Source organism: Acinetobacter sp. YH12236, assembly GCF_013417645.1.
Classification (GTDB): domain Bacteria; phylum Pseudomonadota; class Gammaproteobacteria; order Pseudomonadales; family Moraxellaceae; genus Acinetobacter.
In genome coordinates this window covers 36,573-61,860 of sequence record NZ_VPDM01000019.1, presented here as the reverse complement: position 1 = coordinate 61,860, position 25,288 = coordinate 36,573, and the positions used below count along the sequence as shown (strand labels likewise).

The following is a 25,288-nucleotide window of genomic DNA, read 5'->3' as shown; positions in this document are numbered from 1 at the left end:
ATGACTGAACTCACTCAAGATCAAATCTGGATGCGCCGTGCCATCGAACTGGCACGTCAGGGGCAGTACTCCACTAAACCGAATCCGAATGTCGGCTGTATCATTGTCAAAGATGGCGTAGTCGTGGGTGAAGGTTTCCATCCTAAAGCCGGTCAGCCTCATGCGGAAGTCTTTGCCATGCGTCAGGCGGGAGAGCAGGCATGCGGTGCAACTGCGTATGTGACGCTGGAACCTTGTGCGCATTATGGTCGTACACCGCCGTGTGCCAAAGGATTGGTTGAAGCAGGTGTGGCTAAAGTGATTGTTGCCTGTCCTGATCCAAATCCACTGGTTGCTGGTAAAGGTGTGCAGATTCTGAAAGATGCTGGTATCAACGTTGAAGTGGGTATTTGTGAAGATGAAGCGCATCTGCTGAATGATGGCTTTCTGAAAGCCATGGCAACCGGTATGCCTTATGTGCGTCTCAAAATTGCATCAAGCTTAGATGGCCGTACGGCTATGGCATCCGGTGAATCGAAATGGATTACCGGTGCAGAAGCTCGTCAGGATGTGCAACATTGGCGTGCGATTTCTGGTGCGGTGATTACTGGGATTGAAACCGTATTAGCAGATGACTGTCAGCTTAATGTCCGTAGTCTGAAGGGTGTTGATGATATTAACAGCATCGTTCAGCCAAAGCGGGTTATTCTGGATCGCCAAGGCCGTTTGCTACTCACTGCCAAAATTCTGGAACAGCCGGAAACGGTAATGGTCATGGGGCCATATCGTCCGGAACTGGCTGACCTGGGTGTGACCCAACTTGAGATTCAGTCTTTACAAGAATTATTACAGCAACTGGTTCAGCAGCATCAGATATATGATGTGCTGGTGGAAGCAGGTGCGACTTTATCTACTGCATTTTTACAGGCAGGGCTGGTGGATGAACTCATCAGTTATGTTGCACCGACTTTATTGGGGCAAACTGCGCGTAGTATGTTCAATGCAGAATTCAGCCGAATGGCAGAACAACTTCGATTCAAGTTGCAGGACGTGACCCGTTTGGGTGATGACGTGCGCTTCAGGTTAATTCCCTCTCAAGAGACACTATGAATTCAGAGTCTACGGTTTACCACAAACGTCGCCATGCAGCACGTACCACAGATGAATATCTTTTCCATCAGTTGGTTCCTTATTTGGGGAACAAACGCCGTTTACTACATTTAATTCTGGAAGCACTTGAGAGCACGGGAACCTTAAAACGCGAAGATGGCCGTGCGCCGATATTTGCCGATTTCTTTGCCGGTTCTGGTGTGGTATCACGTTTGGCACGTCAAAATGGCTATCGTGTCATTGCCAATGACTGGGAACCCTATAGTCATGCACTCAATCATGCAGTTTTAGCTTGTACTGAAGCACCTGCCTTTAAAGAGCTCGGTGGCTATCAGAAAGCGATTGATTATCTGAACCGTTTGCCTGAAGTTAAAGGCTGGGTGACACATAACCTGTGTCCGCGTAATGATGAGATTTATGATCCGACCCGAGACCGTTTGTTCTTCAAACGCCGTAACGGCATGCGTATCGATGCCATCCGTCAGCAGATTGCCACCTGGCAGGCTCAAGGTGCGATTGATGACGTGGAAATGAGTGCTTTGCTGGCACCGCTGCTCTATTCAGCCAGTTTTGTCAGCAATACCTCAGGTGTATTTAAAAGTTTCCATCATGGTTGGGGCGGTAAAACCCAGACTGCACTAGAACGCATTGAATCACTACTTTGGTTAACGCCAAGCCGTTTCTGTGAAGATGCTAAGCATCAAGGACCTGCCGCAGAAATGTGGTGTGTGGATGCCCAACACTTAGCCAATCAGATGAGTGGTTTTGAAGTCGATGTGGCTTATCTGGATCCACCGTATAACCAGCATGCCTATAGTAGTAACTATCATGTACTCAATGCTTTAACGCTGTGGGATCAGGTGGATTTACCGACTCCAGACACTAAAGGCTTCAAGAGCGGGATTGACCGTGCATGGCGTAAAGAACGTCCAAGTCAGTACAACTCATCCAAGCATGCCAAAGAAGCCTATGAAACTTTGTTGGCGACCATTAATGCGCGTTTTATCCTGACCAGTTATTCAACCGATGGTAATATCAGTGCCACAGATTTGCTGCAGGCCAACCTGAAACGTGGCCGTGTAACCTTGCTCACTCAGGATGTGCCACGTTATCGTGTCAGTAAGCAGCGCCAGTCTGAACGTGCACGCGTATTGGAATTTATTGTAATTACCGACACGCATGCCAAGTCAGGACCGCCAATCCGTCAATTACTGAGCCAGTTGCATCATTATGCCGAGCTGGGCGGTGTGGATACGACCGGCGTGAGCACCCAGTTGGCCTTGTGGTAAGCGCAGAGAAAAAGGAAATAAAGATGTTTACAGGTATTATTGAAAGTCTGGGCAAGGTCGAGAGCCTGCAAAGCGTTGGCGGTGATGTGCGTTTACGCATCCAGACGGATCTGGATATGTCCGATGTACATCTGGGTGACTCGATTGCCACCAATGGCATCTGTCTGACCGTAATTGAGTGGGGCGAGAGCTGGTATGCTGCAGACGTATCACGTGAAAGCCTGGACCGGACTACACTGGCTAACTGGAAAGTCGGCCAGCCTGTAAATGTCGAAAAGGCAATGCTGCCAACTACACGTTTTGGCGGACATATCGTCTCTGGTCATGTCGATGCTGTAGGTGAAATTACGGTGGTACGTTCAGATGCTCGTTCCATCTACTTTGAAGTGACTGCACCAAAAGAAATTGCCAAATATCTGGCAGAGAAGGGCTCTATAACAGTAGATGGCATCAGCCTGACCATCAATCACTTGCGTGGAAATATCCTTAGTCTGAATCTGATCCCGCATACAGCCGAACGTACCAATATTGGTACCTGGAAGTTAGGCACTAAAGTCAATCTGGAAGTGGATGTACTGGCACGTTATATCGAGCGTTTATTGCTTGGTGAAAAGGCCGCAGAAACTTCAGAGCAGTCTAAAATCAGCATGGAATTCTTAGCCGAAAATGGTTTTTTGAAATAAATCCACTGAGCAATTACCAGACAGTCTAATTGAAAAATTAGACTGTCTTTTTATTTTTCGGGATAATACGTAGCTCAACTCGCGATTTTAGCCCCAGTGGACAGGTCGAATGCTCGATTTTTTACTTCATCTTGAACAGTCTTTACCCTTATTGCTGGAGCAGTATGGGGTGTGGATCTATGCAATTTTGTTCCTGGTGATTTTTGCAGAAACAGGTTCGCCATTTTTCTTTTTTTTGCCCGGTGACAGTCTGTTGATTGCTGTCGGTGCGCTGTGTTCCAGCTCTGACCTGATTACCTTGCACTCTATGGGTTTATTGCTGCTGATTGCTTCGATTCTGGGTTATACCGTGAATTATTATTCGGGCAGGGTGCTCGGATTAAAGTATTTCAATGAACATTCACGGTTTTTCAAACCCGAATATATGGTCAAAACCAATCATTATTTTATGAAACATGGTGGCAAGACGATCTTAATTGCGCGTTTTATTCCCTTTGTACGTTCCTTCGGCCCTTTTGCGGCAGGTTCTGGCCATATGAGCTTTGCGACTTTCAGTTTTTATAATGTGACTGGGGGAATTCTCTGGATCAGCACTTTGCTTGGGACAGGCTATCTGCTTGGCAATACCGCATTTTTACTGGCTGACTTGTTTTAATTTTAAAGTGAATTTTATAGTTAGATAAAATGAGTTTAAATAAGGCAAGCAGGGGTTAAGGCTGAAAAATAAAAAGACTCTTTCAGCCAACTGACTATCAACTTTACTCAGCCAGATCAGAATTTTTCAGAATATAGTCAATTTCTTCTTTAGCTGCAGCGTGTAATTTCTCACGCAGTGCATTGATGGTTTGTTCAATCACAGTTTCTGCTTCGAGTTCCAGACGTAACCGTAAGCTTTCCAGCTCAGACAAAATCTGGGTATCGTCGATATTTAAGCGACCTTTGGCAAAGTCAAGCACCTGATCCGGATTTTTCTGATAACGCGCGGCATAATCCTGAACTTCAGTATCCAGCATATGACGCATTTCAGCCAGCTTCTGGGTTTGCTCGGCAAATTTTCGCTCTTCATCACGGCGTAGCTGTTCGGCATAGGCCTGTTCTTCAGCACGTTTTTCGGCTAAGGCTTTTTCGAGTGCCCGTTGTCTACGAATGCGTGCTTCTTCAATCAGTTCGGCCTTGCGCTGTGCATACGCTGCTTCAATTTTACGCTCAGACTCTTTCTGTAACTGCTGGTCGCGAACGAGCCATTCTTCTACAGCGGTTTCAGGCTTAAGTACTTCACAGATGCGCGAGAGGTCATCGATAAAGGTCTGACGTACAGCCTCAGGTGTGTTTAACCAGCGCTGTTTAAAATCTGGACCTACATTTAATGCCACTTGCATCTCCTTGTTCACGTGATTACTTAGAGCTTAAAGGTATTTGGCTGAATACCAAAGCGACGATATTGTTTATATTTCTCACGTCCCAGCTGTTTGGCCGGTTCATTGTTTTCAATAATCTCAATAATGTGACTAAATTTCGCATCAGGTTCAAGTGCTTCTGGATTAAAATTAAAAATAATCCAGCCCGACTGCTCTGGTAATTGAGCCGAGATACAAACGGTTGCATCTGGCTGATCGATTCCATGCGGAATAAAGCTGGCGGGATCAAAGTTCCACAGCTTTTCATCCAGTTCCTGCTGTAAGGCAGGATCGGCACACAGCAGCCAGATACGCTCTGGCTGACGCAAAATTTTACGGCATAAACGACAAGTGCTGTCCACTTGTCGTTCAGGGCTTTTTTCAAATAAATAAAAGCTGACCTTAGCCATGCTTTTGAACGCGATTAGCCAGGAATTGCATTAATAGAGGTACTGGACGGCCAGTTGCGCCTTTATTTGGACCTGAATTCCATGCAGTGCCTGCAATATCCAGGTGAGCCCAACGATAGTCACGCGTAAAACGTTGCAGGAAGCATGCAGCCGTTACAGAACCGGCTTTAGGACCACCAATATTGGCAATATCCGCAAATGGGGAATCCAGTTGTTCCTGATAGTCGTCCAGTACTGGCATGCGCCATACACGGTCAAATGCATTTTGGCCAGCGGTTTCAAGTTCTGCAGCCAGCTCATTGTCTGGCGTAAACATACCGGTCAAGACTGAACCTAAGGCCACTACACAAGCACCGGTTAGAGTTGCAATATCAATCACCAGAGCAGGATTAAAGCGTTTTACATAAGTTAATGCATCGCAGAGTACCAGACGGCCTTCAGCATCAGTATTTAAAATTTCAACGGTTTGACCACTCATAGTCGTTACGATGTCACCTGGACGTGTTGCTTTGCCCGATGGCATATTTTCCGCTGCAGCAATCGCACCCACCACATGAATTGGTAAGCGAGATTCGCATAGTGCACGAAGGGTGCCCAGAACTGAAGCCGCACCGCACATATCGTATTTCATTTCGTCCATGCCAGCGCCTGGTTTTAATGAAATACCGCCGGTATCAAAAGTAATGCCTTTACCCAGTAATACCACTGGTGCTTCTTCACGATGAGCCAGATATTCAATCGTAATAATACGGCCTGGACGGTCTGAACCTTTGCTGACTGCAAGGAAGGCACCCATACCAAGGTCAGCCATTTGCTGTTCATTAAGTACAGTTACTTTAAGCAGGTCCGGATATTGAGCCGCCAGCGCTTGGGCCTGTTCTGCCAGATATTCTGGGAAACAGATATTGCCAGGACGATTACCCAGATCACGCGCCAGATTCTGACCAGTCTGAACGGCCTGAATCAATTGCAACTGTTCAGCTGTTAGCGGAGTTTCGGCAGCGATGAAATCAATCTGCTGCAGAATAAATTCGTTCTTTTTTGACTTGTATTCGTCATAGCCGTAGCTGGCCTGAGTTAAAGCCAATGCAAACAGATAGTGCAATTCTTGTGGAAGTTGTGTCAGATCAACAGAAATCTGTTTGAATTTTTTTTGAGAGCCTTTAATAATGGCTTGGGCAATTTTCGCCAGTTTTCCCGCTTGTAATTCGGCAGTCTTGCCGAGGCCGATCAGGGCCGCATGCTGAGACTGGCTGACCTGTCCAATCAGGCTTAAACTTTCTGCCAGACCAGCCTTGAATTGAGATGCTTCAATTAATGTATCTAGGCTGTTGATTTGGTATGTTGATGCAGCGCTCTGAATCTGTTCTGAGTCGACTAAAATCAACAAAGATTGACTTGATCCATTCTCTGGGAATGACGTATTAATTGTAAGGTTCATATCTTGTTTTCACGCCTGTTTAGATTTGCAAATCATTCAAGCATTGAAACATTTATCCGAATAGATTTTCAATGGGCAGAGCCACCTAGGTTTTATATTTTTGCTATTCGGGTAAACTAGCACTCGTTTTATGGAGCTCATTTTGGAAGAACTAATTTGATTATTCGGCGTTATCTGGTCAAGCAAGTGGTATCGACCTCCTTGGTGGTGATTGCCTTACTGACCCTTATCATGATGGGCGGTCGTTTGATCAAGTATTTTGGTGTGGCCGCACAGGGGCGTCTGGATGCTGGAATCCTGTTCAGCATCATTGGTTATCGTTTGCCTGAATTCCTGACCTTGATTCTTCCACTTGGGTTCTTTATTGGCTTAATGCTGGTCTTTGGTCGTCTCTATGTTGATCATGAGATGGCGGTCTTAAATGGTAGCGGAATTAGCCGGCATCAGCTGGCACGTCTTTTGATTCCGATGACTTTGGTCTATCTCCTTGCACAAGGCTTTCTCATGTTGTGGGCTTCACCGTGGGGGATTCGACAGTTCGAAGCCTTGACCAGTGAGCAGGCAGTACGAACCGGCTTTGATCTGGTTCGGCCCAAAGAATTTATCTCTTCCGGACCTTATACCATTTATGCCGGAGATCTATCCGAAGATCGCAAAAACCTGAAAGATATCTTCTTCTATCAGCGTGCGGAAAAAGAAGGCAAGCCAGATGTGATGATTCTGGCGCAGGAAGCGACCCGAATTGAAATGCCGAATGATGCGGCCAATGTGGTCGATCTCGTCAATGGCCGCCGCTATGAAATTTATCCAGGCACGCCGCAATATACCCAGGCTGAATTTGAAAGCTATCGTTTACGGATCGAAAGTGATAAAGAAGCAGAACTGGCCAGTGATGAAGTCGAGGCCTTGCCGACCGGACAGCTTTGGAAAAACCGTCAGGATCCGGTGGTAGCCAGTGAGCTTGGCTGGCGTGTCTTTGTACCATTTGCCATTGTAATTGCCCTGATTTTGTCTGTAGCCCTGTCTGAAGTGAGCCCACGTCAAGGTCGCTATCTCAAATTATTCCCGGCACTGATGATCTTTGCCAGCCTGATCGTCGCCCTGATGGCGATCAAAACCCGGGTCAGCAAGGCGGAAATGGGCATTTGGGCTTATCCATTGGTCCTGATCATATATGCCATAGCCGGTGCATTGTTCTCACGTAAACAGAATTTGGCGCCAAAAATTAAAAAACGGATTCAGCGAGTGAGGTCTTAACAATGTTAGCACGTCGTATAGTTGCCAAACATGTGACCGGAACCACCGCGCTGGCGATGCTTGGGGCAACCGCTGTTCTTTCAGGTCTGCAGGTCTTATTTACGTATTTAGGTGAATTGGGTTCCCTGAAAGAAGGCTATGGTGCCTGGGATGCCTTGAAATATGTACTCTGGGGGGCACCGAATTATCTTTATGAAATCCTGCCAATTTCGGCACTGATTGGCGCGGTACTCGGTTTAGGTACATTGGCTTCCAATAGTGAACTGATCATAATGCGTTCAGTCGGAGTCAGTCTGTGGCGGATTGTCGGCTGGGTGATCCGTTCAGCATTGCTATTGGTCGTATTATCGTTTGCCCTGAGCGAGTGGGTGATTCCATATACCAATGAACAGGCCAAAGCAGTCAAAAGCTATAACAAGCCAGTCAAAATTGGTGAAGTGAAAGGTTACTGGACGCGTGAGGGTAATCGCTTTATCTATATTGATTATGCCAACGCCAAGGGCCAGCTGAAAAATGTACAGATGCTGGACTTTGATGACAATTACCGTCTGCGGGGTACTCTGGATGCCAAACAGGGTGAGTTTGTCAAAGATGGGGCTTGGAAACTAGATAGCACAGAACAGTTTGATATTTTACAAAACGGCAATGCGACACTGGTACAGCATGATGAGCAACCACTGGCTTTGGCCTTGCAGCCGAAATATGTACATATGGTGACGATTGATCCGGAAGATTTATCGCCAAGCCAGCTGGTGAGCTTTATGAGCTATATGCATGAATATAGTCAGGTACCTAAAACCTATCAGCTGGCTTTCTGGCAGAAAGTCGGTTCGCCATTTGCCCTGATTGCGCTGGTAGTGATTGCCTGTTCATTTATCTTTGGGCCATTGCGTCAGCAATCGATGGGCTTCCGTTTGGTGATTGCGTTATTCGCAGGGTTAGGCTTCTTCTATCTGCAGGATTTTCTCGGTTATGCCAGTCTGGTCTATGCGCCGTCACCGGCATGGTTTGTATTTATTCCTATTTTGCTGATGTTTGCTATTGGCGGCTACTTGCTCCATCGGGCCCGCTAAACTACAGGAAAATAGAAGAAATCAATCGCAACAAGAGGCTTAAACCATCGTCTGGTCATGGCCTCTTTTTGCAAAATTCGGTAAACTAGAGCGATTAATTCGTAGACGAAAAGAGTATTTCATTATGACGGATGCAACTGCTGGCAAAATCCCTCACGTTTTGGTGATTATGGATGGTGTGGGTCATCGCGAAGCGGTCGAAGACAATGCGTTTTTAGCGGCTAAACGACCAAATTTAACTGCTATGCAGGAAAAGCATCCGCATGGTTTGATCTCAGGTTCAGGTGAAGATGTCGGCCTGCCTGATGGTCAAATGGGGAACTCTGAAGTTGGTCATATGAATCTCGGTGCTGGCCGTGTGCTGTATCAGGACTTTACCCGTATTACCAAAGATATCCGTACTGGGGCTTTCTTCGAACATGAAGTGCTGGTGGATGCGGTTGAAAAAGCCAAAGCAGCAAATGGCGCAGTCCACATTATGGGCCTTCTTTCTGAAGGCGGTGTGCACTCACACGAAGATCATATCGTGGCCATGGCTGAACTGGCATTAAAACGTGGTGCTCAGGTTTATCTGCATGCGTTCCTGGATGGCCGTGATACGCCACCAAAAAGTGCGCAACCCTCTTTAGAAAAACTGGATGCATTATTTGCTCAATATCCGGGCCAGGGTCGTATTGTCAGCATGATCGGTCGTTATTTTGCCATGGACCGTGACAACCGTTGGGATCGTGTAGAGCAAGCGTATCGTCTGCTGACTGAAGGTGAAGCAATGCGTACTGCAGCTACTGCAGTTGAAGGTCTGGAACAGGCTTATGCTGCAGAGGAATCAGACGAATTCGTAAAAGCGACTCGCATTGGCGACACTGTGAAGATTCAGGATGGCGACAGCGTCGTATTCATGAACTTCCGTGCTGACCGTGCCCGTGAATTGACTCGTGCCTTTGTTGAAAAAGATTTTGCCGGTTTTGAACGTAAGGTTGTACCGAATCTGGCGAAATTCGTGATGTTGACTCGTTATCAGGCGACCATTGATGCGCCAGTAGCCTATATGCCAGAAGCGCTGGTAAATTCTTTAGGTGAGTATCTGTCGAACCTGGGCAAAACTCAGCTACGTATTGCAGAAACTGAGAAATATGCGCATGTAACGTTCTTCTTTAGCGGTGGCCGTGAAGATGAATATCCAGGTGAAAAACGTATCCTGATCCCATCTCCAAATGTTGCGACTTATGACCTGAAACCGGAAATGAGTGCCTATGAAGTAACAGATGAACTGGTGGCAGCGATCAATTCAGGCGAGTTTGACCTACTGGTTGTGAACTATGCCAATGGTGATATGGTCGGCCATACTGGTGTATTTGATGCAGCAGTGAAAGCCGTTGAAGCCGTGGATACTTGCTTAGGCCGAGTTTATGAAGCTGTGATGGCGAAAAAAGGTCATATGATTATTACTGCAGACCATGGTAATGTGGAGCAGATGCAGGATTATCAGAGCGGTCAAGTGCATACCCAACATACCACTGAACTGGTTCCATTTATCTATGTGGGTCCAAGCTCTGCAACAATCGCAGAAGGTGGCGTACTGGCTGATGTTGCACCAACCCTGCTGAACTTGATGCAAATTCCGGTACCAGCTGAAATGCAGGGTTGCAATCTTATTGAGCTGCACGCTTAATCTTTTATAAAACAGGTCTAAGAATGATAAAAACACATGGCAAGTCTGTAGTCTTATCCTGCTTACTGATGTGTTTGAGTCATTCCGCATGGAGTGCTGTTTCGACCGAGATGGCACTCGATGAACTGGAAATGGATGAACAGGTCTATAATGAAATTCCTGTTACATCCATCCAGGAATTTGTTCAGATTTATGGCATCGTCAAAGATAATTATATTCAAGACAAAAATGACGATGTGCTTTTCCAGCAAGCCATTCAAGGTTTGGTGAGTGGCCTGGACCGCTATTCCCGCTATTTATCTCCTGAAGACTATAAACAGCTGCGTGAATATACTGAAGGTGATCTGGCCAGTATTGATTTTGATCTGCATTTTAATCCACAGCTAAAACAATGGATGGTACAAGGCTTAAGTCTGGATGCTGATTCTGCCAAACAAGGCCTTCGCAATGGTGTCACAGTTTACAAGATTGATGATCAGGTCTTGAGTGCGCTGAAACGTGAGCAGGTGCGAGATTTATTAACCGGTGCCATTGGCTCTACTTTAACGCTCCAGCTTTCTGCGCAAAGTGTACCGATTACACTGGTCCGCAATACCAAAGTGGATACCGAGATTAAATCGACTTTACACAGTAATCAGGTTCTGGTGCTGCAGATCAAAGTTTTCCAGCAAGATACTGCTAATGAAATCAAGCGAATTATTGAAAGTTATTCAACCAATCGCCTGAAAGCAGTGCTGTTTGACTTACGTAATAATCCGGGTGGTTTATTGTCTGCGGCTGTTGAATCAGCAGATTTGTTCCTGAATCAGGGCATTATTGTCTCGACCAAGAGCCGTTCTGAAGGTAATCAGCAATTTCAGGCACTTCCAGGAATTGAATTTCAAAATCTGAAAGTCGGGATTCTAATCAATAACCGTTCGGCTTCCGCTGCAGAAGTATTTACTGCTGCTCTGAAAGAACATAATCGTGCCTGGGTGGTAGGGGAAAAGAGCTATGGCAAAGGGGTGGTGCAGAAACTGTTTCCTTTGAGCAATGGCTCTGCTTTGCAGATGACTGTATCGCAATACTTTAGCCCGAGCGGCAATATGATTGAAGGACAGGGGATTCAGCCACATTTCACCTATCCTCTCGGTCAGGATGCGCGTGAGGAGAGCTATCTGGATCACGTCACAGACTTGCTGCTCCTGCAGAAATAATTATTCCTCTTCTTCGGTATCCAGTCCGAATTTTTTCAGACGATAACGTAAAGAGCGAAACGACATACCGAGTTTTTTGGCGGCCAATGTACGATTCCAATGCGTCAGATTCAAAGCATTCAGCAGAATTTCTTTTTCAATCTTTTCTAAATACAGTTCCAGACCTTCCTCGGGGAGTTTCTTGGGAATAATGATCTGATCCGTAGATGAGGTCGGCTCTGCCAGATTTGCCGTTTCTGATAAGACAGGTGCCAGATGACGCAGTGGAGCAGTTTGCAGATGCTGAAGATCAATCTTGTCTTCATCACTCAAAGTAATAGCTCGTTCAATAATGTTACGCAGTTCGCGTACATTGCCCGGATAGTATTGCTCCAGTAAAAACTCCTTGCTCCGTTCCGTCAGTTTTTTCGCAGGAATCTCCCATTCCTGGCAGATCTTTTGAATAAAATGCTCAGCGAGGAGCAGAATATCCTGGCCGCGCTCACGCAGGGGTGGTAAGACCAGATCCATCACATGAATACGAAAGAACAAATCCTGACGGAATTTGCCTTGTTGTACCAATGCATCGAGATCCTGATGGCTGGCACTGATGACACGGAAATCGACATCAATTTCAGTGTCAGAACCGACGGGACGAATGCGTTTTTCCTGGACGGCACGTAACAGTTTAACCTGCATAGATAGCGGTAATTCGGCGATTTCATCTAAGAACAAACTACCTCCATGGGCAGACTGAATTAGTCCTTGTTTGTCCTGAGTCGCGCCAGTAAAGCTGCCTTTCTTGTGGCCAAACAGTTCACTTTCCATTAATTCAGTCGGGATTGCACCGCAGTTAATCGCGATAAAAGGTCCTTCATTGCGGTTACTAAGACGATGGACCAGATTGGCCACCACTTCTTTCCCGGTCCCTGATTCACCAGTAATAAATACCGGAGCTTGAGAACGGGCAATTTTTTTCAAGGTGACCCGCAATTGCTGAATAGGCAGAGATTGTCCAATCAGCAATTTATGTTCTAATGAGTCATTGGAATTATTCTGATAATAGTCTACTGGTTTATTTAGCGCTTTTTGCAGCAGTTGTTCCAGATGCTTTTGATTAATCGGTTTGCTGACAAAGTCAAATGCACCTGCCTTGAGTGCAGCAATGGCAATTTCCATATTACCATAGGCCGTTAGAACAGCTACCGGAAGGTGAGGGGAATGCTGGTTAATCCAGTCCAGTAATTGCAGACCATTGCCATCAGGAAGATTTAGATCTGTCAGACAGGCATCATATTGATGATCCCTAAGACATTTTTTTGCATCTTCCAGACGATGGGCAATATGCGTACGGATTCCCATGCGCATCAATGACATTTGCATGAGGGTACATAGATCTTCCTCATCATCCACCAATAAAACCAGTGGTTGTTGTTCCACAATATTTCCCCTTATTCCTTTTATGCTGTCACACGTTGACAGCTAATCCGAAAGCATGCGCCCTGTTCTTGTGAAATGTAGTTGAGTTGTGCCTGATTGGCTTCACAAAAACTATGTGATAAATATAGTCCGAGTCCCGTTCCATGGATAGACGTGCTGAAAAAAGGTTTAAATAATAATTCCTGATCATGGGTGGCAACACCAGAGCCAAAATCCCGGACATCTATCCATACCTTATGTTCATATGGGTGAATATTCAATTGAATATGGGGTGAATCCGGTGAATTATGACGGATAGCATTACGAATCAGGTTAATTAGAATCTGACGTAACTGGGCCTCATCAAACTGAATTGCCAGTGGTACATCAATATTAAATTGAATCTGGTCCGCCACATCTGCTAAATCTTCCTGAATAAACAGTGGTATAAATTCATTCAGCTGAATTACGACTGGATGGGTTTCTTTATTCTTCACCATATTCAGGGTGTCCTGAATAATCCGGTCAATCCGGGTGGCCTGTCGGCTAATCATCTGATGCAGAACTTGTTGCTGTTTAGGTTCAGAATCGAGATAAAGATCATTGGCCTGTACAATGGCAGCCAGAGGATTGCGAATTTCATGGGCAATACTGGCGGAAAGCTGGCCTAGAGCAGCAAGCTTTAACTGTTGCACCTGCTGATTAAGTTTGCGGGCATCTTGCAGCACGAGGAGCGTCAGAGTCTGGTGCGGCACAATCAGCTTTTGTACCTGCACGTGAATATTATAACGACTCTGCTGGGATTCAAATTGAAACCGCTCGCCATTTTCCAGATTTTCAAAACGGATCAGTTCAAACAGGTCATTTTGAGATTGGTATAACGAAAATCTTTCATGGGCATACATTGGCTCAATGCCGAGCAGATGACAGGCAGCCGGATTACTGAGCACCACATGGTAATTCTCATCTAAAACCAGATAGCCGGTTTCAATCTGTTCCAGAATATAGCGGTTAATATTCTGTAAGCGATATAGTTCCAGCGATTGAGAAAAATTCAGGTTTTCCAGAATCTGAAAGCGCCGTACCGCAATTTGTCCTGAGCCATAGACGACAAAAAACAAAAAGGCCAGCAGGGCACTATTCCCGATATTGGTAAGCGAGGAAAAGGCAAAAATACTGCCGATAAAATGCTGGTAGATGATACTAATCACCGCAATCAGGGTGATGATCAGGGCCTTCTTGGCATCGAGCAATAATGAGGCTGAAAAAATGGTAATAACAAAAATCAGTCCGAGATGCACGTTTGGACCCTGACTGGCCAAGGTCAATAAACTGAGAAAAAAGACATCGCTGGCAAAAATCAGAATGAACTGCGGCTGAATCAGGCGCTTTACCCATCTCAGCGTAAACAGCTGCACAGTATTGACGGCGACGCTAATCATTAAGGCATAGTGATAGAGTTTAGGATACTGATAATCTGTAGTCATATCAGGATAAGTCAGCAGAAAAATCAGCAACAGACCCGTGCTGATAATCAGGCGGTAGGCGCTATACCATAGGCCCAGATGATATTGATTCAGTTCAGAATAACTGGATGTTTGCGCCATAGGAACCGCATTAAGCAGAGGGTTAAATTAAGGTTTAATCAGGCCATAGCGCATTGCAAGATGGGTTAGTTTAACATCACTATCGATATTCAGTTTTTCGAAGATCCGGTAACGGTAAGTATTAACTGTTTTAACACTTACAAACAGCTTGTCGGCAATTTCCTGCGCGCTGATACAGTTCACTACCATCATGGCTACCTGCATTTCACGTTCAGACAGTGCGTCAAAAGGAGATTGCTGGGTATCGGACAGGTAAGAACTCGCCAGCTGTTCAGCAATGTCGGCACTGAAATATTTACCGCCCTGCATGACTTTATTGATGGCACGGACCATCTCTGATACAGGTGCACCTTTGGTGATATAACCTTTGGCACCTGCTTTCAATAATAGTGAAGGATAAGGTTCTTCAGCCAGGCCACTGACCGCAAGAACTTTGGTTTCAGGAGCAGTCTGTAGCAAACGGCGTGTGGTTTCTACACCACCGATACCTGGCATGTTGACATCTAACAGAACCACATTGGGATGATGCTGACGGACGAGGGTAATTGCTTCTTCACCAGATTCAGCCTGTCCAATCACCTGAACATCCGCATGGTCTTCCAGCATTCTGCAAATTCCAGTACGAACTAATTCATGGTCGTCGACAACTAAAACTGTGATCACCTAGACTCTCCCTCATTAAAAAATCATTTTTTTGTTACATAAAGCAAAATAAGCTTGCAATGAAACTACAAAATTAGCAATCCTATTCGCAGATTAAATCTGAAACTTATCACATAGTGTCAAGAACAAAAAATGTTCGGCATTGTGTTTAAATGTAAGGCATATTAGAGGTAATACGCAAATCAATCTTACCTCTGTTAGTTGAGTGAAGGAATAGTGAAGAAAATAAACAAGTCTTTAAGGCATCTACTCGGCCTGTCCGTGTTAATCAGCATGAGCACGACAAGTTTTGCTGAAATCATTATGAATTCTGGCACAACAGAGGGCGGATCCAGCATCAGCTGGTCTTCTGATGAAGTCAATCAGCTCATGAATGATAATTTGAGCGTATCTGCTGCAGAACCTTCACCACCAGGTTCAGCAACTGTTACGACGACGATTCGTCAGGGCAGTGCACCAGCACCAGTACCGACAAAACCTGTGCAGATTATTGATAATAGTCATTTTATTAATCAACCTGCTGTAAGTGCGCGTGCAGCTCTGGTGATGGATTCACAGACAGGTGAAGTGTTATTCAGTAAAAATACCAATAATGCTTACCCGATTGCGTCGATTACCAAATTGATGACTGCAGTAGTGATTTCAGATGCGCGTTTGAATATGTCTGAAAAAATTACCCTGCAACAGGCTGATTTTTCCTGTGCAGGCTGTAAGAGCTCAAGTTCTACCTTAAGAGCCGGGGACAGCATGAATCGTGCTGAAGCCTTATTATTTGCTTTGATGAAGTCTGAGAACCCGGCTGCAGCTGCATTGGCGCGTACTTATCCAGGCGGTCGTGCAGCCTTCATTGCGAAGATGAATGCCAAAGCTAAAGAGCTGGGCATGAATTCAACCCACTATATGGAATCTACTGGCCTGCATCCTGGCAATGTGTCTTCTGCACGTGATTTGGGGATTCTGGTCAATACCGCTTCACAGTATGGCCTGATCCGTCAATTCTCTACCACTGCCAGCTATGATTTCAACCTGGGTTACCGTGTATTGAAATCCAACAACACCAATTCACTGGTGCGTAATGGTGGCTGGAATATCAATCTGTCTAAAACCGGTTATATTAATGAAGCAGGACGTTGTGTCGTCATGCACACCACCTTGAATAACCGTCCTGTGGTGGTCGTGGTATTAGGTGCGGATTCAACTGCTGCACGTACCAATGATGCGACTCGTCTGATGACTTGGGTATCTAGCCTGCCTAAACAACGTGTTTAATCTTTTTTAAGCGCATATAAAAAGCCCTGCAATTGCAGGGCCTTTTATTTCAATCTAAATTACATATTAGAAAGAATTGATTCACGAACCTGTTCTAAAGTTGCGTCAATTGAAAGCATTACGGCATCAGAACATTGTTTGATCGCAGTATCCGGATCTTTCAGACCGTTACCAGTTACAGTACACACGATCACAGAACCTTCAGCAATTTTACCTGCTTTAATGTCACGGATTGCGCCACCGATTGAAGCTGCAGATGCAGGTTCTACGAATACGCCTTCATACATAGAAAGAAGACGTTGCGCTTCCAGAATCTCGGCATCAGTCAGTTCATCGAACCAGCCTTTAGAATCACGAACAACCGCTTTCGCATGGTTCCAGCTTTGTGGATTACCGATACGGATTGCAGTTGCAACAGTCTCAGGATTTGCAACAGGTGCACCACGAAGGAAAGGTGCAGCACCAGAAGCCTGGTAACCTACCATTGTTGGCAGACCTTCAGGTTTAGGACCAGTGAAGGCATCAGTAGCAGCGTCGTAAACCACTTGCTCAAACTCGCCAGCAGGCTGATTTGCAACCGCTTCGGTATAACCCATCCAGTGCGCAGTAATGTTACCCGCATTACCTACAGGCAGGCAGTGGTAATCTGGTGCACGGCCCAATTCATCCACGATTTCGTAAGCAATGGTTTTTTGACCTTGCAGACGGTATGGGTTGATTGAGTTCACGATAGTGACAGGTGCTTTGTCAGCGATTTCTTTTACCAGACGCATACCGTCATCGAAGTTACCGCGGATTTGCATGGTGATCGCACCATACATCATCGCTTGCGCCATTTTACCCATCGCAATTTTGCCTTCTGGGATTAAAACAAACGCCTTGATACCTGCACGCGCTGCATAAGCTGCTGCAGCTGCTGACGTATTACCTGTAGAAGCACAGATAATCGCTTTAGAGCCTTCTTCAACCGCTTTTGTTACCGCCATGGTCATACCACGGTCTTTAAATGAACCAGTCGGGTTTAAGCCCTCGTACTTCACATAAATTTCAACATTTTTGCCAATAATGCGCGGAATGTTCGCAAGCTTAATCAGTGGCGTGTTACCTTCACCCAGAGAAACGGCTTTAGTAGTTGCAGACACTGGTAAACGGTCGCGATAGCGGTCAACTAAACCAGTATAACGATTGGCATTCGACATGATGATGTTCCAATTGTGTGTAGAGCTTGGCAAGGGGAGAGTGTCCCCTCGACCCGATTAATTATCAAGCGATTCTAAACGAATTCGTACAATTTCGCCATGAATGACAGGAAGAGCTTGAATTTGTTTTAACGCTTCATCCATTTTCGCTTCCTTGACTGGATCAGTCAGGATCACGATAGGAATAAGATCTTTCAGACGTGACTGCTGCAGAATTGCATCAATACTGATGCCTTCGCGGCTTAGAATAGAGGTTACTTCAGCCAGTACTCCGGTTTGATCTTCAGCATTGATCCGGATGTAGTATCCAGTCGTCATTTCTTCACGTGGCAGGATTGGCAGGTCACTTAAGCTTTCAAAAGCCAGTTGTGGAATTGTACCAGCACCATCTTCAGTATAAGAAATATCACGTACGATATCCACGACATCTGCGACTACTGCAGAAGCTGTAGGACCTGCACCCGCACCTGCACCGTAATACAGTGTAGGACCAACCGCATTGGCTTGAACCAGAACTGCATTTTTTACACCATTCACATTAGCGATCAATTGCTCTTCAGGAATCAGGGTAGGGTGTACACGGAGTTCGATACCCGTTTCAGCACGACGGGCAATACCGAGGTGTTTGATACGGAAGCCCAAGTCTTCAGCATATTTCACGTCTTGTGCAGTAATTTTGCTAATGCCTTCAGTAAAGACTTTATCAAACTGCAACGGAATACCAAAAGCAATAGAGGCCAGTAATGTCAGTTTGTGTGCTGCATCGATGCCTTCTACATCGAAGGTTGGATCTGCTTCTGCATAACCCAGTTCTTGCGCTTCTTTCAGTACATCAGCAAAGGCACGGCCTTTATCTCGCATTTCAGTCAGGATGAAGTTGCCTGTACCGTTGATGATACCAGCCAGCCAGTCAATCTTGTTGGCTGCCAGACCTTCACGCATCACTTTAATAATTGGAATGCCGCCAGCTACCGCTGCCTCGTAAGCAATTTGCACAGCGTTGTCATCGGCAAGTTTGAACAGTTCATTTCCATGTTCAGCCAATAGGGCCTTGTTGGCAGTTACGACCTGTTTGCCATGCAGAATGGCTTCTTTAATCACTTCATAAGCAGGGTGAATACCGCCCATGACTTCAACCACCACATCTACATCAGGTTGACGTACGATATCGAGCAGATCTGCACTTTGTTTGACTGATTCAGGTAGATCCAGATCAGGACGCGGACGACGCGTACCAACATGGGTAATTTGAATTTCACGACCGGTGCGACGTTTAATCTCAGCAGCATTTTCTTTTAATAGTTTAAGGGCACCACCACCCACAGTACCAAGACCGAGGATTGCCAGACGAACTGGTTTCACGTCACACTCCAAATATAAACAGTTTTTTACGAGAGCCTAGATCATAGCTAAAAAAGCGGCCTGACTCTAGGGTCATTTCAGAATATCTTCATCTATAAAATAAAGTTAAATAACTAATTAAAATGAGTTATTTAAGTCGATCCAATAATTCTGATGTGCTCATATAGCCACCGAGGTAAAGTCCTTCAGAACTGTATACGCCCGGCGTACCATTGACACCAATATTAAGACCCATTTGATATTGATCTTTCACAGGATTTTTACAAGTCGTTGGTGTGATAGATCCACCGGCAATGGCCTGGTCGAAGGCTGCGCGACGGTCAGAATTACACCAGATGGCTTCCATGGCAGGCATATGCTGCTCGCCACGTGGCCAGGCAATATAACGCACCTCGATGCCTTTGCTGTTCATTTCATCCATCTGTTCATGGAATTTGTGACAATATGGACAGCTGACATCGGTAAAGACATAGATCACATGCTTGGTTTTACCTTTGGCTGGATAGATCAGCAGGTCTTCCGCTTTAAGGTTTGCAAAGATTTTCTTGTTCACGTCAGATTGCAGGGTTTCACTGACATTATGCAGCTCTTTATCACCAAGACGAATGACATCGCCCTGAATCAGATATTTACCGTCATTTGTCACATAGACGGGTGCCATACCTTCCAGGCTGACCCAAGACATGTTGGGTACTTCAGTAGTTTTAATACCCGTGATTTTTGCGTTAATGCCGGCTTTTTTGAAATGACCTTCTAGCGTGGAAATCAGGCGTTGCTGTGCATTACGTTCGCTAAGGTTAGAGGCTTCACCCGTCGCCGGTGCACTTGCTGTAAGCGTATCTTGCTTTTTATCTGAATTATTTGAATTGGAACATGCGCTCAGTCCCAGACCGGTAGCAAGCAGACAAGCGATAAAAATTTTGGTGCGGGCAAATGTCATAATAACCCTTTTTTTCTTGGACTAAAAACAGAGCATTAGCATAGCAAAAAAAGATAGAGCTACGTCAAACTTCTCAGTTTATTCTATTCAAATCAGCTCCTAAGCCCGTGGATGATGGGTTGCATGCAGTTGCTGCATTCTAACTTGTGCCACATGGGTATAGATCTGTGTGGTGGATAAATCACTGTGACCTAGCAACATTTGTACTACCCGTAAGTCAGCGCCATGATTAAGTAAATGCGTGGCGAAGGCATGGCGCAAAGTATGTGGAGACAGTTCAGCCTGAATCCCGGCTTGTAGTGCGTAGCGTTTAATGGCATACCAGAAATTCTGCCGGCTCATGATGCCGCCATGCTGGGTGAGAAACAGATAATCAGTCGCTGTCTTATAAAGTTGCGGACGTGCTTCCTGTAAATATTTTTCTACCCATTCACAGGCCATCTGTCCCATCGGCACTAGACGTTCTTTATTGCCTTTACCGACAATACGCAAATAGCCCTGTTTTAAATTAATCAGATCCAGACGCAGATTAATCAGTTCCGTCACCCGTAAACCGCACGCATAAAGCACTTCAAACATGGCACGATCACGTAAACCAAGGGCAGTATTAATATCAGGTGCATGAATCAGCGCTTCGACATCAGCTTCAGACAGGTCTTTCGGCAGGGCACGGCCCAGTTTTGGTGTTTTATGGGCAGCGACCGGATTGTCACTCCGCAGTTTTTGTTCCCGCAGGAATTTATAAAAAGAACGTAAGGCGGACAAACATCGTGCAATTGAACGTGGACTTTTTTGCTGTTTGGTCAGTTCAATCAGCACATCGGAAATATCATCATGGTCCCATTCCGGTAAAGGTTTAACCAGACATTCGGCACACTGGATCAGATCAGACAAATAGGCATTTCGGGTATGGGGGCTCACTGTCTGGGCAATCAGATAATCACGAAAACCCTGTAAGTAACTGAAAGCTTCAGGAATCTGAACTGGACTAGGAATGCGAGGTTTTTTATTCAGCATGATGTTTAATGAAGATAATTTTTAAAAGCGAGAAGCCTGATTGCTATTCTCCACTCTAGTTTAATTTTACTGACATGTCGATTTGCTATACAGCTAAGAAGAAATGTAATTAATACTTATTTGTTAATTATTCTCATTTGTTTGTATACTGTACAAAAGTCTTAGGAATTTTCACGGTGCGTTTGTCTGATTTGAAAGCAAAACAAACTGCCATCATTCGAAAAGTTAATCGAACTACTGATGGTAAAGGCGCTTCCCACGATGTTGTGGCCAGTCGCTTGGAAACTTTAGGTTTTGTACCAGGGACTCAGGTACAAGTCATTACCAAAGGTATTTTTGGTGGGGATCCGATTCTTATTCAGGTGGGGTTTACGCGTTTTGCTTTACGAAAATCGGAAGCGGCCAAGATTGAAATTGAACAGGGAGCCGCGGCATGAGTGATACCTTACGTATTGCCCTTGTCGGTAACCCAAACTGCGGTAAAACTTCTTTATTTAACCATTTAACCGGATCTCGTCAAAAAGTCGGCAACTATGCCGGGGTTACGGTTGAGCGTAAAGTCGGGAATTTTACACTTCCTTCAGGCAAACCGGTACGCGTACTGGATCTGCCAGGAACTTATAGTCTGGATGCGACCAGCCCGGACGAAGAAATTACCCGTAATGTGGTTCAGGGTAAAATTGCAGAAGAAGGCCAGCAGGATACTTTCCTGTGCGTTGTAGATGCAACCAACCTAAAACTGCATCTGGGCCTGGTACTGGAAATGATTCAGCTGGGTCGTCCAATGCTGGTGGTGCTGAACATGATGGATGAAGCACGCCGTCGCGGGATGCAGATTAATACCCAGAAACTGTCTGAACGTCTGGGTGTACCTGTGGTTGAAACGGTAGCTGTGCGTACTTCAGGCATTGAAAACCTGAAAAATGCACTGGATAAAAACAAGTTTTCTGCTCCGCAAACTGAACTCAGCGGTTTGAGTGGCGATCACCATCATCAGATTACCAGCATTCTGAAAGATGTGGTGAATTATGCCGATCAGGAAGATAAACGTACTGATTTTCTGGACAAGATATTCCTGCATCCGGTATTGGGCCTGCTTAGCTTAGCCATTATGATGTTTGTGGTGTTTCAGGCGGTCTTTGCTTGGGCTGCGCCATTCATGGGTGGGATTGAAACTTTCTTCGGCTGGTTGGGCGAGTACATGGGTGGACTGATCGCTCATCCTTTATTAAACAGCTTGGTGGTTGACGGGATTATTGCCGGCGCGGGTGGGGTAGTGGTCTTTCTGCCGCAGATTCTGATTCTGTTCTTCTTTATTCTGGTACTAGAAGAGTCCGGCTATTTACCACGTGCCGCCTTCCTGCTGGATAAATTGATGTTTAAGGCAGGTCTTTCGGGCCGAGCCTTTATTCCATTATTGTCCAGCTTTGCCTGTGCCGTACCGGGAATTATGGCTTCAAGAACGATTAGTGACCCACGTGACCGTCTGACCACGATTTTTGTGGCGCCACTGATGACCTGTTCGGCACGTCTGCCAGTATATGCTTTGCTGATTGCAGCCTTCATTCCTGAGCAAACCGTGTGGGGCTTCATGAATCTGCAAGGTTTGGTGTTATTTGGTCTGTATATGGCCGGTATTCTAAGTGCACTGATTGTTTCCTTTATCCTGAAATTTTTCCATAAGGACAAGTCACAGCATATGCTGTTGATGGAGCTGCCAAGTTACCGTTTCCCGGATGTGAAAAACGTCTGGATTGGCCTACTGGATCGCGGCAAAATTTTCTTGAAGCGTGTCGGCGGCATCATCTTTGCATTATCTATTCTGCTATGGTTCCTGTGTACGTTCCCGCAGCCACCAGAAGGTGCAACTTTACCGGATATCGATTATTCCTTTGCCGGGATGCTGGGCCATGTGATGCAACCTATTTTTGCACCATTGGGCTTTAACTGGCAGATCTGTATTGCACTGATTCCGGCGATGGCAGCGCGTGAAGTTGTCGTGGCAGCACTAGGTACGGTTTATGCCTTGTCTGCAGTCGATGAAGATGCCATGTCTGAGGGTCTGGCGGCACTGATTAGTGGCGGCGGTGATTTGGGCTGGTCGATCGCGACCGGCTTGTCTCTACTGGTATGGTTTATTTATGCACCACATTGTCTGGCGACCTTAGCCACTGTGAAGCGTGAAACCGGTTCATGGAAAACGGTCAGCTTTATGACCTTCTACCTGTTTGGTTTGGCATATTTCATGTCATTCCTGACTTATCAAATTGCATCACATTATTTGGGTTAAACTGGCTGAAGGGAAACCTTGGCTCGATCTGACTGATCATGTGAATGGGAGATTGAGATGATTGAAATTCTGATTGTAGCGGTACTGGTTGTCTGGAGTGCGCTCGTGGTATTTAAAAAGGTATTTCCGAATACCTCACGCTCAGTCTTCCAGAAGCTGTCTGATACCTGTGCAGCCAAAGGCTGGCATACGCTGGCGAAATGGTTAAAACCGGCTATGGCCAGTGGCTGTGGTGGTAACTGTGCCTGTCCGGCATCGGAACAAAGCTCAAGTACAAAACCTAAAGCTCAGGCAGTGAAATGGAAGTAAACTTTCATTCTGTTTAAGAATAAAAACTGAGCATGCAAATGAGTAGGGAGCTTAGAAATAAGCTCCCTAATTTTTTATTTTTTAAAAACTTATTAATTTATCTAGGTGAAAAGAATCCACTATTTTTCTATATTATGAATGGAAGCGTTATCTGATTTTCCTTTCAAGTTATGGATAGCATAGTCTTAACTTTTATTCCCATGATGGCTCCAATAAAAATTTATTAATTATTAAACCGATTAAAGATGAAGATTTAACGATATTTTTTTACGCCCTGACACAAAAAATGCCAGAGAAAGTCAAAACAGAAAAAGCATTCAAAACAGCAAAGTGCTACCATTTCGTCAGTTTTAAAATAGACCAGAAAATGGGGCGAAAATGTTAATACAACGTGGTGGATTAAAAGTCGTTGCAGGACTCGGGATTTCAGGTGTTGCAGCGGTCAACTTCTTACATGACCAGGGCTACCGCGTTGCAGTAACGGACTCAAGAGCTACCCCACCAGGACATGACCAGATTCCTGCGGAAGTACAGACTAGTTTTGGCAAGTTTGACCAGAATCTGTTGCTCTCTGCCGAAGAAATTATCATCAGCCCGGGACTCGATCCAAAACTGCCTGAAATCCAGGCAGCACTAGATCAAGGTATTCCTGTGGTAAGTGAAATCCAGATTTTACGTCGTGCGACTGATAAGCCGATTGTGGCGATTACCGGTTCCAATGCCAAAAGTACCGTAACTACTTTAATCGGTCTGATGGCAGCGAATGCGGGTAAAAAAGTGGCGGTTGGGGGGAATCTTGGTCGTCCAGCACTGGATCTGACCAAAGATGATCCTGAACTGTATATTTTGGAGTTGTCGAGCTTCCAGTTAGAAACCACATCAAACTTGCAGGCTGAAGTGGCTGTTGTTCTGAATATGAGTGAAGACCATCTGGATCGTCATGGCGACATGATGGGTTATCACACCGCCAAACACCGTATTTTCCAAGGCGTGAAAAAAGTGGTGTTTAACCGTGATGATTCACTGACCCGTCCACTGGTTCCAGATGCAACACCGATGCAGAGCTTTGGTTTGAATGCACCCGACATCAACCAGTACGGTATTCTCAAAGATAAGGATGGCACGATCTGGCTGGCACGTGGTCGTGAACGTCTGCTCAAAAGTTCTGACATGTACATTCAAGGTACCCATAATGTGGCGAATGCCTTGGCTTGTCTGGCTCTAGGTGAAGCAATTGGCCTGCCAATGGACGTTATGCTGGATACGTTAAAAACCTTCAAAGGTTTGGAACATCGCTGCGAATTTGTTAAAGAAGTCAATGGGGTACGTTATTATAATGACTCCAAAGGAACCAATATTGGTGCAACACTGGCAGCACTTGATGGCTTGGGCATGGCAATCGAAGCTCAAGGTGGTAAAGTTGCCATTATTCTTGGCGGTCAGGGTAAAGGTCAGGACTTTACTGCTTTACGTGACTCATTATCTAAGTATGCAAAAATAGCTGTATTAATTGGTGTGGACCGTCCAATTATTGAAAAAGCCATTGCGGGTACAACTGAGCTGGTGCATGCAGAAAGCCTGCAGGAAGCAGTAGAAATTTGTCAGAAGCGCACTCAAGCACATGATGTCGTGTTATTGTCTCCTGCATGTGCAAGTTTTGACATGTTCTCCGGTTATCCGGAACGTGGTCGGAAGTTTGTGGCCTATGTGAATGAACTCAATTAAGA

The 25,288-nt window shown here is 45.5% G+C and carries 23 protein-coding genes; 13 read left to right on the top strand and 10 right to left on the bottom strand.

Translation table 11 applies throughout. The features are described from left to right. The 4 genes from ribD (at nt 1) to FTV14_RS09765 (ending at nt 3,716) form a co-directional block, all read left to right on the top strand. Entirely contained in the window at nt 1-1,089 is a 1,089-nt protein-coding gene (gene ribD, locus FTV14_RS09780; RefSeq protein WP_166136492.1) for a bifunctional diaminohydroxyphosphoribosylaminopyrimidine deaminase/5-amino-6-(5-phosphoribosylamino)uracil reductase RibD, read from the top strand. Then, the gene (locus tag FTV14_RS09775; RefSeq protein WP_034703433.1) at nt 1,086-2,378 is read left to right on the top strand and encodes a DNA adenine methylase; all 1,293 of its coding nucleotides are present in this window, start codon (nt 1,086-1,088) and stop codon (nt 2,376-2,378) included. Before ribD ends, FTV14_RS09775 begins: the two co-directional genes overlap by 4 nt. Nucleotides 2,379-2,401: 23 nt before the next feature. Next, nucleotides 2,402-3,061, top strand: a complete 660-nt coding sequence (locus FTV14_RS09770) for a riboflavin synthase (RefSeq protein ID WP_180053832.1) — start codon at nt 2,402-2,404, stop codon at nt 3,059-3,061. Between the two features lie 109 nt (nt 3,062-3,170). Further along, nucleotides 3,171-3,716 (top strand): VTT domain-containing protein, encoded by a 546-nt coding sequence (locus FTV14_RS09765; RefSeq protein ID WP_180053831.1) that lies wholly within the window; start codon nt 3,171-3,173, stop codon nt 3,714-3,716. A gap of 103 nt (nt 3,717-3,819) precedes the next feature. Here the strand turns inward: FTV14_RS09765 and FTV14_RS09760 are convergent, their stop codons facing one another. Genes FTV14_RS09760 through FTV14_RS09750 form a run of 3 tightly spaced genes read right to left on the bottom strand, consistent with a single transcriptional unit; the run spans nt 3,820 to nt 6,309 of the window. Next, nucleotides 3,820-4,434 carry a hypothetical protein gene (locus FTV14_RS09760; protein WP_180053830.1) on the bottom strand — a complete coding sequence of 205 codons (615 nt, stop codon included), beginning with the start codon at nt 4,432-4,434 and terminating at the stop codon, nt 3,820-3,822. Between the two features lie 26 nt (nt 4,435-4,460). Continuing rightward, a complete protein-coding gene (locus FTV14_RS09755; protein ID WP_004787296.1) occupies nt 4,461-4,868 on the bottom strand; it encodes a DNA polymerase III subunit chi in 408 nt (135 codons plus the stop codon). Further along, nucleotides 4,861-6,309 (bottom strand): leucyl aminopeptidase, encoded by a 1,449-nt coding sequence (locus tag FTV14_RS09750; protein WP_180053829.1) that lies wholly within the window; start codon nt 6,307-6,309, stop codon nt 4,861-4,863. The genes FTV14_RS09755 and FTV14_RS09750 overlap by 8 nt, the downstream gene beginning before the upstream one ends. Before the next feature lie 156 nt (nt 6,310-6,465). Here FTV14_RS09750 and lptF point away from each other — a divergent pair, with 156 nt between their 5' ends. The 4 genes from lptF (at nt 6,466) to FTV14_RS09730 (ending at nt 11,507) form a co-directional block, all read left to right on the top strand. Further along, entirely contained in the window at nt 6,466-7,566 is a 1,101-nt protein-coding gene (gene lptF / locus FTV14_RS09745) for an LPS export ABC transporter permease LptF (RefSeq protein ID WP_034703425.1), read from the top strand. A gap of 2 nt (nt 7,567-7,568) precedes the next feature. Further along, the gene (lptG, locus tag FTV14_RS09740) at nt 7,569-8,639 is read left to right on the top strand and encodes an LPS export ABC transporter permease LptG (protein WP_180003801.1); all 1,071 of its coding nucleotides are present in this window, start codon (nt 7,569-7,571) and stop codon (nt 8,637-8,639) included. 124 nt (nt 8,640-8,763) lie between these two features. Beyond that, entirely contained in the window at nt 8,764-10,311 is a 1,548-nt protein-coding gene (gene gpmI, locus FTV14_RS09735) for a 2,3-bisphosphoglycerate-independent phosphoglycerate mutase (protein ID WP_180053828.1), read from the top strand. A gap of 23 nt (nt 10,312-10,334) precedes the next feature. Further along, the gene (locus FTV14_RS09730) at nt 10,335-11,507 is read left to right on the top strand and encodes a S41 family peptidase (RefSeq protein WP_180053827.1); all 1,173 of its coding nucleotides are present in this window, start codon (nt 10,335-10,337) and stop codon (nt 11,505-11,507) included. On the opposite strand, the gene FTV14_RS09725 is transcribed toward FTV14_RS09730, so the two are convergent. From FTV14_RS09725 to FTV14_RS09715, 3 genes are read right to left on the bottom strand one after another with little or no spacing between them, the layout of a single operon-like run. Then, nucleotides 11,508-12,929 (bottom strand): sigma-54-dependent transcriptional regulator, encoded by a 1,422-nt coding sequence (locus FTV14_RS09725; protein WP_373684718.1) that lies wholly within the window; start codon nt 12,927-12,929, stop codon nt 11,508-11,510. It lies immediately after the preceding gene. Between the two features lie 17 nt (nt 12,930-12,946). After that, nucleotides 12,947-14,512 carry a PAS domain-containing sensor histidine kinase gene (locus FTV14_RS09720; protein ID WP_180053825.1) on the bottom strand — a complete coding sequence of 522 codons (1,566 nt, stop codon included), beginning with the start codon at nt 14,510-14,512 and terminating at the stop codon, nt 12,947-12,949. Nucleotides 14,513-14,539: 27 nt separating this feature from the next. Beyond that, nucleotides 14,540-15,175, bottom strand: a complete 636-nt coding sequence (locus FTV14_RS09715) for a response regulator (protein ID WP_005233474.1) — start codon at nt 15,173-15,175, stop codon at nt 14,540-14,542. 216 nt (nt 15,176-15,391) lie between these two features. Between FTV14_RS09715 and FTV14_RS09710 the strand changes: the two genes are divergently transcribed. Beyond that, nucleotides 15,392-16,444, top strand: coding sequence for a serine hydrolase (locus FTV14_RS09710; RefSeq protein ID WP_166136457.1), 1,053 nt, complete (start codon nt 15,392-15,394; stop codon nt 16,442-16,444). 59 nt (nt 16,445-16,503) lie between these two features. Here the strand turns inward: FTV14_RS09710 and thrC are convergent, their stop codons facing one another. The 4 genes from thrC to xerD all read right to left on the bottom strand — a co-directional run bounded on the left by thrC (nt 16,504) and on the right by xerD (nt 20,962). After that, nucleotides 16,504-17,643, bottom strand: coding sequence for a threonine synthase (thrC, locus tag FTV14_RS09705; protein WP_180016629.1), 1,140 nt, complete (start codon nt 17,641-17,643; stop codon nt 16,504-16,506). Nucleotides 17,644-17,700: 57 nt separating this feature from the next. Beyond that, on the bottom strand, nt 17,701-19,005 hold the full coding sequence (locus tag FTV14_RS09700; RefSeq protein WP_005233480.1) for a homoserine dehydrogenase: 1,305 nt from the start codon (nt 19,003-19,005) through the stop codon (nt 17,701-17,703). Between the two features lie 127 nt (nt 19,006-19,132). Further along, nucleotides 19,133-19,945 carry a DsbC family protein gene (locus FTV14_RS09695; RefSeq protein ID WP_034703409.1) on the bottom strand — a complete coding sequence of 271 codons (813 nt, stop codon included), beginning with the start codon at nt 19,943-19,945 and terminating at the stop codon, nt 19,133-19,135. Nucleotides 19,946-20,044: 99 nt separating this feature from the next. Next, a complete protein-coding gene (xerD, locus tag FTV14_RS09690; RefSeq protein ID WP_180053824.1) occupies nt 20,045-20,962 on the bottom strand; it encodes a site-specific tyrosine recombinase XerD in 918 nt (305 codons plus the stop codon). A 176-nt stretch (nt 20,963-21,138) separates the two neighbouring features. Between xerD and FTV14_RS09685 the strand changes: the two genes are divergently transcribed. The 4 genes from FTV14_RS09685 (at nt 21,139) to murD (ending at nt 25,286) form a co-directional block, all read left to right on the top strand. Beyond that, nucleotides 21,139-21,399, top strand: a complete 261-nt coding sequence (locus FTV14_RS09685; RefSeq protein WP_004787267.1) for a FeoA family protein — start codon at nt 21,139-21,141, stop codon at nt 21,397-21,399. Continuing rightward, a complete protein-coding gene (locus FTV14_RS09680; protein ID WP_180053823.1) occupies nt 21,396-23,252 on the top strand; it encodes a ferrous iron transporter B in 1,857 nt (618 codons plus the stop codon). Before FTV14_RS09685 ends, FTV14_RS09680 begins: the two co-directional genes overlap by 4 nt. Before the next feature lie 57 nt (nt 23,253-23,309). After that, nucleotides 23,310-23,561, top strand: a complete 252-nt coding sequence (locus FTV14_RS09675) for a DUF6587 family protein (protein ID WP_034703404.1) — start codon at nt 23,310-23,312, stop codon at nt 23,559-23,561. A gap of 378 nt (nt 23,562-23,939) precedes the next feature. After that, nucleotides 23,940-25,286: a UDP-N-acetylmuramoyl-L-alanine--D-glutamate ligase gene (gene murD, locus FTV14_RS09670; protein WP_180016627.1), complete on the top strand. Its 1,347-nt coding sequence runs from the start codon at nt 23,940-23,942 to the stop codon at nt 25,284-25,286. Nucleotides 25,287-25,288: the final 2 nt, after the last annotated feature.